Source organism: Pseudomonas sp. LPH60, assembly GCF_030718165.1.
Lineage (GTDB): Bacteria > Pseudomonadota > Gammaproteobacteria > Pseudomonadales > Pseudomonadaceae > Aquipseudomonas > Aquipseudomonas danubii.
The window spans coordinates 513,612-526,279 of the sequence record NZ_JAVAJH010000002.1; the positions used below are offsets into that span (position 1 = coordinate 513,612).

The 12,668-nt window shown below is 62.1% G+C and carries 10 protein-coding genes and 1 pseudogene; 1 reads left to right on the forward strand and 10 read right to left on the reverse strand.

Going from position 1 to position 12,668, the window contains the following annotated elements:
* Nucleotides 1–223 precede the first annotated feature (223 nt).
* From Q8O96_RS07935 to arcD (Q8O96_RS07960), 6 genes are all read right to left on the reverse strand, one after another.
* A complete protein-coding gene (locus Q8O96_RS07935; RefSeq protein WP_102860579.1) occupies nucleotides 224–1,732 on the reverse strand; it encodes a sigma-54-dependent transcriptional regulator in 1,509 nt (502 codons plus the stop codon).
* 125 nt (nucleotides 1,733–1,857) lie between these two features.
* Nucleotides 1,858–2,217 (reverse strand): DUF5064 family protein, encoded by a 360-nt coding sequence (locus Q8O96_RS07940; protein WP_102860580.1) that lies wholly within the window; start codon nucleotides 2,215–2,217, stop codon nucleotides 1,858–1,860.
* Between the two features lie 71 nt (nucleotides 2,218–2,288).
* Nucleotides 2,289–3,218, reverse strand: coding sequence for a carbamate kinase (gene arcC, locus Q8O96_RS07945; RefSeq protein WP_115580752.1), 930 nt, complete (start codon nucleotides 3,216–3,218; stop codon nucleotides 2,289–2,291).
* Nucleotides 3,219–3,306: 88 nt separating this feature from the next.
* On the reverse strand, nucleotides 3,307–4,317 hold the full coding sequence (locus Q8O96_RS07950) for an ornithine carbamoyltransferase (RefSeq protein ID WP_305948639.1): 1,011 nt from the start codon (nucleotides 4,315–4,317) through the stop codon (nucleotides 3,307–3,309).
* Between the two features lie 77 nt (nucleotides 4,318–4,394).
* Nucleotides 4,395–5,651 (reverse strand): arginine deiminase, encoded by a 1,257-nt coding sequence (arcA, locus tag Q8O96_RS07955; RefSeq protein WP_102860582.1) that lies wholly within the window; start codon nucleotides 5,649–5,651, stop codon nucleotides 4,395–4,397.
* Nucleotides 5,652–5,703: 52 nt separating this feature from the next.
* Entirely contained in the window at nucleotides 5,704–7,131 is a 1,428-nt protein-coding gene (gene arcD / locus Q8O96_RS07960) for an arginine-ornithine antiporter (protein WP_115580751.1), read from the reverse strand.
* 451 nt (nucleotides 7,132–7,582) lie between these two features.
* On the opposite strand from arcD (Q8O96_RS07960), the gene arcD (Q8O96_RS07965) reads away from it, so the two are divergent.
* Nucleotides 7,583–9,010, forward strand: a complete 1,428-nt coding sequence (gene arcD, locus Q8O96_RS07965) for an arginine-ornithine antiporter (RefSeq protein WP_305948640.1) — start codon at nucleotides 7,583–7,585, stop codon at nucleotides 9,008–9,010.
* A gap of 68 nt (nucleotides 9,011–9,078) precedes the next feature.
* On the opposite strand, the gene Q8O96_RS31210 is transcribed toward arcD (Q8O96_RS07965), so the two are convergent.
* The 4 genes and pseudogenes from Q8O96_RS31210 to Q8O96_RS07980 form a co-directional block, all read right to left on the reverse strand.
* Nucleotides 9,079–9,834 (reverse strand): methyl-accepting chemotaxis protein, encoded by a 756-nt coding sequence (locus Q8O96_RS31210; protein WP_371826170.1) that lies wholly within the window; start codon nucleotides 9,832–9,834, stop codon nucleotides 9,079–9,081.
* Between the two features lie 150 nt (nucleotides 9,835–9,984).
* Nucleotides 9,985–11,298: pseudogene (locus tag Q8O96_RS31215) on the reverse strand (chemotaxis protein); the annotation flags it as partial.
* Between the two features lie 150 nt (nucleotides 11,299–11,448).
* On the reverse strand, nucleotides 11,449–11,862 hold the full coding sequence (locus Q8O96_RS07975; RefSeq protein ID WP_305948641.1) for a YbaN family protein: 414 nt from the start codon (nucleotides 11,860–11,862) through the stop codon (nucleotides 11,449–11,451).
* A gap of 117 nt (nucleotides 11,863–11,979) precedes the next feature.
* Nucleotides 11,980–12,588, reverse strand: a complete 609-nt coding sequence (locus Q8O96_RS07980; RefSeq protein WP_305948642.1) for a biliverdin-producing heme oxygenase — start codon at nucleotides 12,586–12,588, stop codon at nucleotides 11,980–11,982.
* Nucleotides 12,589–12,668 lie beyond the last annotated feature (80 nt).

Consider the following 12,668-nt stretch of genomic DNA (forward strand, 5'->3'; position numbering starts at 1 on the left):
CAAAGCCTTGCACGGCAGCGATTACAAGGCTGTGTAGCGAAATCGTTCCGCTGTAGCGCTTTCAGTACAGTTGCAGGTCGTTTTCAGACCTGTATCGGCGACTGGCTCTGACAGGGAGGGGCTGGTGTGGGGGCGGGTTTGTCAGCGAAGGCACCCTGATGAACTACACAGGGCTTGAGGGCCTCTTCGCCGGCGAGCCGGCTCCTACGGGTGAGGGGGCAGGTCAGGCCTTGTTGGGAATGCCGTACTTGCGCAGGCGATGGGCGATGGCGGTGTGGGAGGTCTGCAGGCGGTTGGCCAGTTGCCGGGTCGAGGGGTAGTGCACGTAGAGGTTTTCCAGCAGCTCTTTCTCGAAGCTTTCCACGGCCTGTTCCAGGCTTTCGATTTCGGTGTCGTTCTGCCGTGCCACCGAGGTGCCGGCGATGTCCAGGTCGCCGATATCCACCAGGTTGCTTTCGCAGATGGCCGCCGCGCGAAAGATCACGTTCTGCAACTGCCGCACGTTGCCCGGCCAGCGGTTGCCCAGCAGGGCGGGGTAGGTGCCCGGGGTCAGGCGACACACCGGGCGCTGGATCTGCGCGCAGGCCTGCTGCATGAAGTAGCGGGCCAGCAGCAGGATGTCCTGGCCACGTTCGCGCAGCGGCGGCACTTCGACATTCAATACGTTGAGGCGGTAGAACAGGTCTTCGCGGAAGCTGCCTTCGCCGACCATCTTTTCCAGGTCACGATGGGTGGCGCTGAGGATGCGCACATTGACCTTGATCTCGCGATCGCCACCGACCCGGCGAAAACTGCCGTCGTTGAGAAAACGCAGCAGCTTGGCTTGCAGGTAAGGCGACATCTCGCCGATCTCATCGAGAAACACCGTGCCCTGGTTGGCCAGCTCCATCAGCCCCGGCTTGCCGCCGCGCTGGGCCCCGGTGAAGGCCCCGGGGGCGTAGCCGAACAGTTCGCTCTCGGCGAGGTTTTCCGGCAGCGCCGCGCAGTTCAAGGCCAGGAAGGGCGCACTGTGCCGAGCGCTGATGGCGTGGCAGGCGCGGGCCACCAGCTCCTTGCCGGTGCCGGTTTCCCCTTGGATCAACAGCGGTGCATCCAGGGCCGCGACCCGTTGGGCCCGGGCCTTGAGCGTGCGAATTGCCGGGGATTCGCCGAGCAGGGCATCGAAGCCTTCGGCATGATCATGGTGCAGGGCCGAGAGTCGCTCGCCGATGCGGTTGGGTTGATACAGGGTCAGCAGCGCGCCGGCATCGGTAATGGGCGTGGCATCCAGCAGCAGCGTCTGTCCGTTGACCATGATTTCCCGCAGCGGCAGGCGAAAGCCGTTTTCCAGCAGGGCCTCCAGCAGTGCGGCATCGGCAAACAGTTCGGCGACGCTTTCTCCCGCCGGTTCACGACCATACAGGGCGATCAGCGCCGGGTTGGCCAGCAATACCTTGCCGGCGCTGTCCAGGGCCAGTACCGGATCGGTCATGGCCGCCAGCAAGGCGTCCAACTGCAAGTGGCGACGCTGGCCGGGCAGGATATCGACCACCGTTACCGCCTGCACGCCCTGTACGTTGAACAGCGCATCACGCAGCTCTTCCAGTACCTGGGGGCTCAGGGTCGGGGCATCGATATAGACGTTGGGCGGCACCATCTCCACCGCATCCAGGTTGAGATTGCGTCCGCCCAGCAGGGCCAGGACTTCCTGGGTAATGCCGACGCGGTCGATGAAACTGACGTGGATACGCATGGGATGACAGAAGATTCTGGGACACTGAAGTGCGCCAGTATGCCTTGGGCGAGGGCCTTAGTCGAAATCGATGGGGGCGTTGTAGGAGCCGGCGTGCCGGCAAGCCGGCTCCTACAGAAGGGGGGTCATGCCAGGTGTTCGGGGTTGATCGGGTCGCCGGGCTTGACGTTCAGTTGCTTGCGTACGTCTTCGAACATCTCGTCGTAGTACTTGTGCATGGAGGCAATGCTGGCGCTCTTGGGCAAGCCGTACTGTTGCGCGATGCGGGTGGCGTGACGGGCGAAGTCAAAGGCTAGGTCCTTGGCCAGGAAGAACTGCTCTTTCAAGGATTTGTCTTCAATGGTGCCGTGCAGGGTGAACAGCATGCCATGACCCTCCTTGGGGTCCTGGGCCAGTTCATAGTCGATGCACAGGTTGTAGCTGAAGTCGTCCTTGCTCAGCGCATGGCGCTCTATATGCAGGTGACCGGGCTCAAACATGGCCATAGGCGTCTCTCCTCCAGGGCTTTGAATGAGGGCAGGCAGCGGGCCTGCCCCGTGTTCTCACAGCAAGCGTCTTACAGGTAGCGGATGCCGGGTTGCGCCGTGCTGATGCGGGTACCGGCCTTGCCCTGGACGATCGCTTCGATGTCCGAGAGTGAACCGATCACCGCGACTTTGCCAGTGTGCCGGGCAAATTCGCAGGCAGCCTGGACCTTGGGCCCCATGGAGCCGGCGGCAAAGCCCAGCTTGTCCATTTCATCCGGGTGGGCCTGGGCGATGGCCTTCTGGGTCGGCTTGCCGAAGTCGATGAATGCCGCGTTGACGTCGGTGGCGATCACTAGCAGATCGGCTTCGAGTTGCTCGGCCAGCAGCGCCGAACACAGGTCCTTGTCGATCACCGCCTCGATACCCTTGAGCTTGCCGTCCTCGCCGTACATCGTCGGAATGCCGCCACCGCCGGCGCAGATCACGATGCTGCTCTTTTCCAGCAGCCACTTGATCGGGCGGATCTCGAAGATGCGCTTGGGTTTCGGGCTGGCCACCACCCGGCGGTACTTGTCGCCGTCCGGGGCGATGGCCCAGCCTTTCTCCTTGGCCAGCTTCTCGGCTTCTTCCTGGCTGTAGACCGGGCCGATGGGCTTGGTCGGGTTCTTGAAGGCCGGGTCCTTGGCGTCCACTTCGACCTGGGTCAGCAAGGTGGCGAAGGGCACCTCGAAGTCCAGCAGGTTGCCCAGTTCCTGTTCGATGATGTAGCCGATCATGCCTTCGGTCTCAGCACCGAGCACGTCCAGCGGGTAGGGCGAAACCTGGGTATAGGCCGCCGCCTGCAGCGACAGCAGGCCCACCTGCGGACCATTGCCGTGAGCGATCACCAGCTGGTTGCCGGGATGGATCTTGGCGATCTGTTCGGTGGCGATGCGGATATTGGCGCGTTGGTTGTCCGCGGTCATGGGTTCACCACGGCGGAGCAGGGCGTTACCGCCCAGTGCAACGACGATACGCATAATGCAGTCCTTCTAGAGGCTCTGTAGGAGCCGGCTTGCCGGCGAACAGCGGTTCGCTGGCAAGTCAGCCCCGGCAGGGGGAGGCGGGTTAGAGGTCGGCCAGGGTCGAAACCAGGATCGCCTTGATGGTGTGCATACGGTTTTCCGCTTGCTCGAAGGCGATGCAGGCCGGGGACTCAAATACGTCGTCGGTGACTTCGATGCCGTTGGCCAGGTGCGGATACTGCTCGGCGATCTGCTTGCCCACCTTGGTGTCGCTGTTGTGGAAGGCCGGCAGGCAGTGCATGAACTTGGTCCGAGGGTTGCCGGTGGCTTTCATCAGCTGGGCGTTGACCTGATACGGCAGCAGTTGTTCGATACGTTCGGCCCAGGCTTCCACTGGCTCGCCCATGGAGACCCAGACGTCGGTGTGGATGAAGTCCACGCCCTTGACCGCAGCCTTCGGGTCTTCGGTGAGGGTGATGCGGGCACCGCTTTCCTCGGCGTATTGCTTGCAGCGCTGCACCAGGTCGTCATGGGGCCACAGGGCCTTGGGCGCGCAGATGCGCACGTCCATGCCGAGCTTGGCGCCCACCAGCAGCAGCGAGTTGCCCATGTTGTTGCGGGCGTCGCCCAGGTAGGCGTAGCTGATCTCGTGGATCGGCTTGTCGGCGTGTTCACGCATGGTCAGCACGTCGGCGATCATCTGGGTTGGGTGGTATTCGTCGGTCAGACCGTTGAACACCGGCACCCCGGCGAACTTCGCCAGTTCTTCGACGATTTCCTGCTTGAAGCCGCGGTACTCGATGGCGTCGTACATGCGCCCCAGCACCCGGGCGGTGTCCTTCATGCTTTCCTTGTGGCCGATCTGCGACGAGTTGGGGTCGATGTAGGTGACGTTGGCGCCCTGGTCATAGGCGGCCACTTCGAAGGCACAGCGGGTACGGGTGGAGGTCTTTTCGAAGATCAGGGCGATGTTGTTGCCCTTGAGGTGCTGCTGCTCGGTGCCGGTGTACTTGGCGCGCTTGAGGTCACGGGACAGGTCCAGCAGGTAGCGCAGTTCGCGTGAGGTGTGGTGTTCCAGGCTCAGCAGGTTACGGTTGTGGATGTTGAACGCCATGATTGTTTTCCTCGGATTCGGTAATCGGTCCGACCGGCGCCGGGTAGGCGCGGTCGGAGAGGGTGTCGTCTAAAGGCTTAGTAGTCGATCGGATCGCGGATGATCGGGCAGGTCATGCAGTGGCCACCGCCACGGCCGCGACCCAGTTCGCCGGCGCTGATGGTGATGACCTCGACCCCGGCCTTGCGCAGCAGGGTGTTGGTGTAGGTGTTGCGGTCGTAGCCGATGACCACGCCCGGCTCCACGGCCACCACGTTGTTGCCGTCGTCCCATTGCTCGCGCTCGGCGGCGAAGCTGTTGCCACCGGTTTCCACCACGCGCAGGGCCTTGAGGTTGAGGGCCTTGGCCACGGTGTCGAGGAAGCTGGTTTCCTCGCGGCGCACGTCGATGCCACCCGGTTTGCTTTCGTCAGGGCGCAGGCTGAAGGCGACGATCTGGCTCACCACTTCCGGGAAGACCGTGACCAGGTCGCGGTCGCAGAAGCTGAACACGGTGTCCAGGTGCATGGCCGCGCGGGATTTGGGCAGGCCGGCAACGATCACGCGCTCCACGGCCTTGTGCTTGAACAGGCTCAGTGCCAGTTGGCCGATGGCCTGGCGCGATGAGCGTTCGCCCATGCCGATCAGGACCACGCCATTGCCGATCGGCATCACGTCGCCGCCTTCCAGGGTGGCATTGCCGTGTTCCTGGTCCGGGTCGCCGTACCAGATCTGGAAGTCGGCGTGGGTGAACTCGGGGTGGAATTTGTAGATGGCGGTGGTCAGCAGGGTTTCCTGACGTCGCGCCGGCCAGTACATCGGGTTCAGGGTCACGCCGCCATAAATCCAGCAAGTGGTGTCGCGGGTGAACTGAGTGTTGGGCAGCGGCGGCAGGATGAAGCTGGAGTGGCCGAGGAAGTCGCGGAACATCTCGATGGTCTTGCCGCCGAAGCTGCTGGGCAGGTCGTCGGCGGAGACGCCGCCGATGAGGAACTCGGCGACCTTGCGTGGTTCCAGGCTGCGCAGCCACGAGCCGACTTCGTTGACCAGGCCCAGGCCGACCTGATTGGCGGTGATCTTGCGCTCCAGAATCCAGTCCAGGGCTTCGGGGATGGCGACGATGTCGGTCAGCAGGTTGTGCATTTCCAGCACATCAATGTCCCGCTCGCGCATCTTGGTGACGAAGTCGAAATGGTCGCGTTTGGCCTGGGCCACCCACAGCACATCATCGAACAGCAGTTCGTCGCAGTTGTTCGGGGTCAGCCGCTGGTGGGCCAGGCCTGGGGAGCAAACCATGACTTTGCGCAGTTTACCGGCTTCGGAATGGACGCCGTACTTAACTTTTTCCGTGGTCATTACTGTGATCCTCCAGAGACAAAACAATCGGGGTGTTGCTTGAAAGGCGGTGTTACAGGGTCAGGAAGCCGTCGTAGAGCCCGTAGGCCGCCACCAGGGCGCCTATGACCACCGCGGCAAAAATCAGCTTCTCGACGTTGGTGAAAATCGGTTTGTGCAGTTCCATCTTGGCCTTGGCGAACAGCACCACGCCGGGGGCGTAGAGCAGGGCCGAGAGCAGCAGGTACTTGACCCCGCCGGCATACAGCAGCCACATCGCGTAGAGCAGGGCGATGCCGCCGATGATCAGGTCCTTCTTGCGCTCGGCCAGGGCCTGTTCGTAGCTTTCGCCGCGCACCGCCAGCAGCACTGCGTAGGCCGCGGACCACAGATAGGGCACCAGGATCATCGAGGTGGCGAGGTAGATCAGCGACAGGTAGGTGCTGGCCGAGAACAAAGTGATGACCAGGAAGATCTGCACCATGGCATTGGTCAGCCACAGGGCGTTGGCCGGTACATGGTTGGCGTTCTCGCGGCGCAGGAACTCCGGCATGGTGTGGTCCTTGGCCGCGGCGAACATGATCTCCGCACACAGCAGCACCCAGGACAGCAGCGCTCCCAGCAGCGAGATGATCAGGCCGACGCTGATCAGCACCGCGCCCCAGTGGCCCACCACATGCTCCAGCACGGCAGCCATGGACGGGTTCTGCAGCTTGGCCAGTTCCGGCTGGGTCATGATCCCCAGGGACAGCACGTTCACCAGCACCAGGAACAGCAGCACGGTGATGAAGCCGATGACAGTGGCCTTACCCACGTCCGAGCGTTTTTCCGCCCGGGACGAGAAGATGCTCGCGCCCTCGATGCCGATGAACACCCAGACGGTGACCAGCATCATGTTGCGCACCTGGTTCATCACGCTGCCCAGGTCCGGGTTCTTCACGCCCCAGATATCAGCGGTGAAGATGTCCAGCTTGAAGGCGAACAGGGCAATCAGCACGAACAGCAGCAGCGGCACTACTTTGGCCACCGTGGTCACCAGGTTGATGAAGGCCGCTTCCTTGATCCCGCGTAGCACCAGAAAATGCACGGCCCAGAGCAGGATCGAGGCGCCGATCACCGCGGCCGGGGTGTTGCCCTCGCCGAAGATCGGGAAGAAATAGCCCAGGGTGCTGAACAGCAGGACGAAGTAGCCGACGTTGCCCAGCCAGGCGCTGATCCAGTAGCCCCATGCCGACGAGAAACCCATGTAGTCGCCGAATCCGGCCTTGGCGTAGGCATATACGCCACCGTCCAGATCAGGTTTGCGATTGGCCAGGGTCTGGAAGACAAATGCCAGGGTCAACATGCCGACAGCGGTAATTGCCCAACCAATAAGAACTGCACCGACATCGGCGCTGGCTGCCATATTTTGCGGTAAGGAAAAGATCCCGCCGCCAATCATGGAACCCACTACCAGGGCGACTAAGGCGCCCAGTCTTAGTTTACCGGGGGATTCAGACATTGCGTGACTCCAATGCAGGAGAAGAGAGACTTCAGAGTAAATCTGCTGGCAATCCGAACAGCTGACTTAGATCAGTTCATCGCTACATTCCGTTGTGAATGAATGACTTAAGATTTATTACGGGAGGTAGAATGCTGCCCTGAAAGGGCCATTCCAGACGCTTTATGATCTCCTAATCAGTAGGAGTTCTCATTGCCGACGATGTTTGAAACTAGACCCTTTTGCAGAATGTGCAAATCTTTACCGGTGTTTAATAATCACTTGCTGATGATGGCACTTAGTACATATACAGAACAAAACACTCGGTTATTCAGTGTCTTCTGCAGGGTATCTAAAGCCAGTGCGGATAAAGGATGATTAATTGACTGTTACTGTTAGACGCACGTTTGTAGACGTTATTTAATAAACTTCAGGTTTATCGCCAGATCGACTCACTGAGGCAGAGGTAGGGATGACACAACCGGCGCAGAAGCTTCAACTCGGTGCACTGATCGCTCTGGTCGTGGGTTCCATGATTGGCGGTGGGATCTTTTCCCTGCCGCAGAACATGGCCGCCCGGGCCGATGCCGGTGCGGTGCTGATCGGCTGGGGAATTACCGCTGTGGGCATGCTGACCCTGGCGTTCGTTTTCCAGACCCTGGCCAACCGCAAGCCGGAGCTGGATTCCGGAGTCTATGCCTATGCCAAGGCCGGATTCGGCGACTACATGGGCTTCTCGTCCGCCTGGGGCTACTGGATCAGTGCCTGGCTGGGCAACGTCGGCTACTTCGTCCTGCTGTTCAGCACCCTGGGCTATTTCTTTCCGGTGTTCGGCCAGGGCAATACCCCGGTGGCCATCGGTTGTGCGTCATTGCTGCTGTGGGCCGTGCACTTTCTGGTGCTGCGTGGGATCAAGGAGGCGGCGTTCATCAACCAATTGACCACGGTGGCGAAGATTGTGCCGCTGGTGATGTTCATCGTCATTGCGGCCGTGGCGTTCAAGGCCGACATCTTCACCCGCGATATCTGGGGCCGCAGCAATCCGAATTTTGGCGGGGTGATGGACCAGGTGCGCAACATGATGCTGGTCACGGTATTCGTGTTCATCGGCATCGAGGGCGCCAGCGTCTACTCGGCCCGGGCGCAGAAGCGCGCGGACGTCGGGCGGGCCACGGTGATCGGCTTCCTGGGGGTGCTGGCGCTGCTGGTGCTGGTGAATGTGCTGTCCCTGGGGATCATGAGCCAGCCGGAGCTGGCCAAGCTGCAGAACCCTTCCCTGGCAGCAGTGCTGGAACATATCGTCGGCCCCTGGGGCGCCTTGCTGATCAGCATTGGCCTGGCGATTTCCCTGCTGGGGGCGCTGTTGTCCTGGGCCCTGCTGTGCGCGGAGATTCTCTACGCGACCGCCCGGGACCGGACCATGCCGGCGTTCCTGAAGAAGGAGAACGCCAACCATGTGCCGGTCAATGCCCTGTGGCTGACCAACGTGATGATCCAGATCTTCCTGTTGATCACCCTGTTTTCCGCCGGCACCTATACCAGCCTGATCTATCTGGCATCGTCGATGATCCTGGTGCCCTACCTGTGGTCGGCGGCCTACGCGGTGTTGCTCAGCGGCCGTGGGGAAACCTACGAGCAAGCCTCCCGGGAGCGGATGAAGGACCTGTTCATCGCCGTCGTGGCCCTGAGCTACGCCATCTGGCTGTTGTACGCCGGCGGCTTGAAGTACCTGCTGCTGTCGGCGCTGCTCTATGCCCCCGGCGTGGTGCTGTTCGCCAAGGCCAAGCGTGAGCAGGGCGAGCCGTTGTTCACGGCGCTGGAGAAGCTGATTTTTTGCGCGGTGCTCATGGGGGCGTTGTTGGCGGCTTACGGGTTGTACAGCGGCTTGCTGAAGTTGTGATGCAACAGGCGCCGCTGTCGATCGTCCTTGAGCGACAGCGCCCCTGAGCTTGGGGGCAAGGCCTGGTGTTACACCCGGAATTGATCCATCAGCTTCATCTGCTGGGTCGCCAGGGCATTGAGCTGGCTGCTGACCTGGGCTGACTCGCTGGCTTGCTCGGTCAGGGTTTCGGTCACGCTGCGAATCGCCGAGACGTTGCGGTTGACCTCTTCGGCCACAGCGCTCTGCTCCTCGGCGGCGCTGGCGATCTGCAGGTTCATGTCGCTGATCACGGTGACCGCGTCGCTGATCTTGCCCAGGGCCTGGACCGCTTGCTGGATCTGTCCGGCGTTGTTCTGCGCCTGGCTCTGGCTGGCGTGCATGGTGCTGACCACATCGCGGGTGCCGCTCTGGATGCGTTCGATCACCACGCGGATTTCCTCCACCGAGTCCTGGGTACGCTTGGCCAGGTTGCGCACTTCATCGGCGACCACCGCGAAGCCGCGACCGCTTTCTCCGGCACGGGCCGCCTCGATGGCGGCGTTGAGGGCCAGAAGGTTGGTCTGCTCGGCGATGCTGCGGATCACCTCCAGCACCGAGCCGATCTGCTCGCTGCTCACCGCCAGGGCTTCGACTTCACCCACCGCCTTGCTCACCTCGTCGGCCAGCAGGCTGATGTCCCGGGTGCTGCGTTCGATGATGCTCATGCCTTCCTTGGCCGACTGGTCGGCGCCACGGGCGGCCTGGGCGGCGTTGGACGCACTGCTGGCGACTTCGTGGGCGGTGGCGCTCATTTCGTTGGAGGCGGTGGCCACCTGGTCGATCTCGCGGAACTGCACCTGCATGCCTTCGCTGGTCTGGCGGGCGATTTCCGAAGACTGGTCGGCGGTGCCGCGGGCCTCGATGATGCTTTGCTTGATCTGGGCAATGGTCGGTTGCAGCTTGTCGAGGAAACGGTTGAACCAGCTCACCAGCTCGCCCAGTTCGTCTTTCTTGCTGTAGTTCAGGCGCTGGGTCAGGTCGCCGTCGCCGCTGGCGATGGCTTGGAGCATCTGCGCCACGCTGTTGATCGGCCGGGTCACGCCGGAGGCGCTGAGCCACATCAACAGCAGGCCCAGCAGGCCGGCACCGACGGCGACCAGCAGGGTTTTCAGGGTGCCGCTGGTCTGGGCTTGATCCAGCAGGTTTTGCAGCTTGACCGAGTCCGCCAGCAGTACCTGTTGTGGCAGGTCGATGGTCACGCCCCAGGCCTTGGCATCGGCAATCGGGCTGAAGGGATAGACCGCGCGGATCAGGTCGCCTTGCTGGAAGATTTTCGATGGGCTGCCGCTGAGTGTTGCGAGGATGTCCTTGCCCTGGGCGCCAAAGGTTTCATTGATGTTCTTGCCGACCTGGCCGACATCGGCGCCGACAGCGGCCAGCAGTCCACTACCGGCGAGGATCATCATGTGCCCGGCTCCGTCGAACAGGTCCCGCTGCGCCTCGACAGCGGCGGCTTGCAGGGAGTCCAGGGCGATGTCGACGCCAATCACGCCCAGCACCTTGCCGTCCACCAGCAGGGGCAGGGAGATGGTGGTCATCAGCACTTGTTTCTTGTCCTGGCCGATGGTGTCGGCATAGGGATCGAGCAAGCAGGTGCGTCGGGTGTCCCGGGGGCAGGTGTACCAGATGTTGTAGGGTGTGCCGCTGAGGTTGAGGGTGGTCTTGGTCATGTCCTCCTCAGCCATCACGGTATTGAGTTGCTGGCCACCTGCGCGACTCCAATAGCTGGCAAAACGTCCGCGCTCGTTGGAGGCCCGGGTGGCATCGTTGGCGAACTCGCTGTCCTTGCCATCCAGGGCATTGGGCTCATAGGCGAGCCAGATGCCGAGCACCTTTGGGTTGCGCTCGAAGGCGGTTTTCAGGCTGCGGTTGAGTTCTTCGCGCAGCGCTGCAGCATCCAGGCCGCGCTGGTTGGCCAGGTCTCGCAAGTCCCGGACCTGATCCGCCAGGGCGGTGATCACCAGCTGGCTTTCGCCGAAGGTCTTCTGAATGTGTGCCGCTTGTTCGGCTGCCTTGGCCTGTAGCAGGTCCTCGACACCGGCCGTCAGCATCTGCGTGCTGGAGGTGTTGACCAGTTGGTTGTTCTGCTGGCTTTGATAGATGTTCATGCCGACGATCAGCGCCACCACGCCCAACAGGCACAGTCCGGACAACAGCACGATTTTCAGGCGGATGGAGAGAGAGTCGAGCATGAGGCGATCTCGCGAAAGGACGGATGGTAAGCACGGAATCGGTTGATTGCGGTCGCCAAGTCCTTTCAGCGCCATGTTTGGAACATCGGCTTGGCCAGCTTTTGCGTGAGGTTTAGCCGACGAACGGTAGGTATGAGGCCTTCGCCGCGTAAGCCCGGATTACCAGCGGAAAGGTCCGTGAAGCTCATGCCAATGCTGAGGGCGCTCTGCCCGGCAAGCGGGCTGTTACAGAGGCGGGGTGCAGGTTTGCGGCAGGGCTTCGGGGCGCGACCAGATCCACAGGTTGCCCAGGGTCATGCCGGCGATGGCGGCGTACATCGTCCAGTGATGATTGAGCAGGGTCAGCATCAGGCCGGCGCACAGCAGCATGCTGAGGGTGGCGCTGACTTTGGCCTTGCGGCTGACAATCCGGCCGTTGCGCCAGTTGCAGAGGATCGGGCCCAACAGCCGGTGGTTCTCCATCCAGGCACTCAGGCGTGGCGAACTCTTGGTAGCGGCCCAGGCGGCCAGGAGGATGAATTCGGTGGTCGGCAGGCCCGGTACGACGATGGCGATCAGGCCGATAGCCAGGCTGATATAGGCCAGCACGCCAAACAGCAGGCGGGATATTTTCGACGAGGTGGGGCGAGTGGGGGTCATGGCTTCGATGATGAGGTAACGCGTCGTGTGGCTCAATCCGGGGAAGATGCCGGCCGACAGAATACCGCTGTGGGCAGGGCAGAGGGGTCAGCCGCCACCGTGCCCACAACGTCGGGGTCAGGCCGGTTGCGCGGCGCTGGAGTAAGCCTGCTCCAGCAGTACGGTGAAGCGGTTGAAGGCATCCAGGGCACCTTTTTCCGCAGCGGCTTCTTCTTCGGCGGTGAACTCCAGGCCGTCGAGGATGCGGGTGAAGGTCTTCCAGCCTTCGGCACGGCCACCGGCCGGTTCGCCCAAGTGCCGGGCGCCGAAGGTTTCGCTCAGGCCCAGGCCCACGGCGCGCTTGATCAGGAACGCGGCGCCGAGCTTGGAACCCTCGGAAACGAAGATCCAGCCCAGGGCTTCGGCCTTGCTCGGGTTGCGCACAGCGCCGGCTACCGGTACTGGCACTTCAGTGTCCAGGTCCGCCAGGTCGGCCTTGGCCGCTTCGGCGCGGCAGCGCTCGGCCAGGTCAGGCACGATGCGGTTCAGTTCGGCATCGTTGTACAGGTCCACCAGTTCCGACTGGAAGAGGTATTGGGCGACCACGAAGCGGGCGAAGGCGCCCTGGGTTTCAAACGGTGCGTGGGCCTTGACCAGGGCGTCGAGCTTGGAATGGGGCTCGTGGGTGATCTGGTTCAGACGCTGGGAGCGCAGGTGATGACGCTGGGAGGAATCCTGGGAGGTCATGCAGATGTCCTTGAGAATGAGAGGCACTTAGTGACTAGACGAACAAGAAGACGCGACACAGTAAAAAATCCTCACTGCCC

Coding starts and splice junctions, on each gene's coding strand:
- Q8O96_RS07935 (WP_102860579.1), bottom strand. CDS start 1,732: ATGCGTATCCACGTCAGTTTCATCGACCGCGTCGGCATTACCCAGGAA.
- Q8O96_RS07940 (WP_102860580.1), bottom strand. CDS start 2,217: ATGGCCATGTTTGAGCCCGGTCACCTGCATATAGAGCGCCATGCGCTG.
- arcC (WP_115580752.1), bottom strand. CDS start 3,218: ATGCGTATCGTCGTTGCACTGGGCGGTAACGCCCTGCTCCGCCGTGGT.
- Q8O96_RS07950 (WP_305948639.1), bottom strand. CDS start 4,317: ATGGCGTTCAACATCCACAACCGTAACCTGCTGAGCCTGGAACACCAC.
- arcA (WP_102860582.1), bottom strand. CDS start 5,651: ATGACCACGGAAAAAGTTAAGTACGGCGTCCATTCCGAAGCCGGTAAA.
- arcD (WP_115580751.1), bottom strand. CDS start 7,131: ATGTCTGAATCCCCCGGTAAACTAAGACTGGGCGCCTTAGTCGCCCTG.
- arcD (WP_305948640.1), top strand. CDS start 7,583: ATGACACAACCGGCGCAGAAGCTTCAACTCGGTGCACTGATCGCTCTG.
- Q8O96_RS31210 (WP_371826170.1), bottom strand. CDS start 9,834: ATGCAGGTGCAGTTCCGCGAGATCGACCAGGTGGCCACCGCCTCCAAC.
- Q8O96_RS07975 (WP_305948641.1), bottom strand. CDS start 11,862: ATGACCCCCACTCGCCCCACCTCGTCGAAAATATCCCGCCTGCTGTTT.
- Q8O96_RS07980 (WP_305948642.1), bottom strand. CDS start 12,588: ATGACCTCCCAGGATTCCTCCCAGCGTCATCACCTGCGCTCCCAGCGT.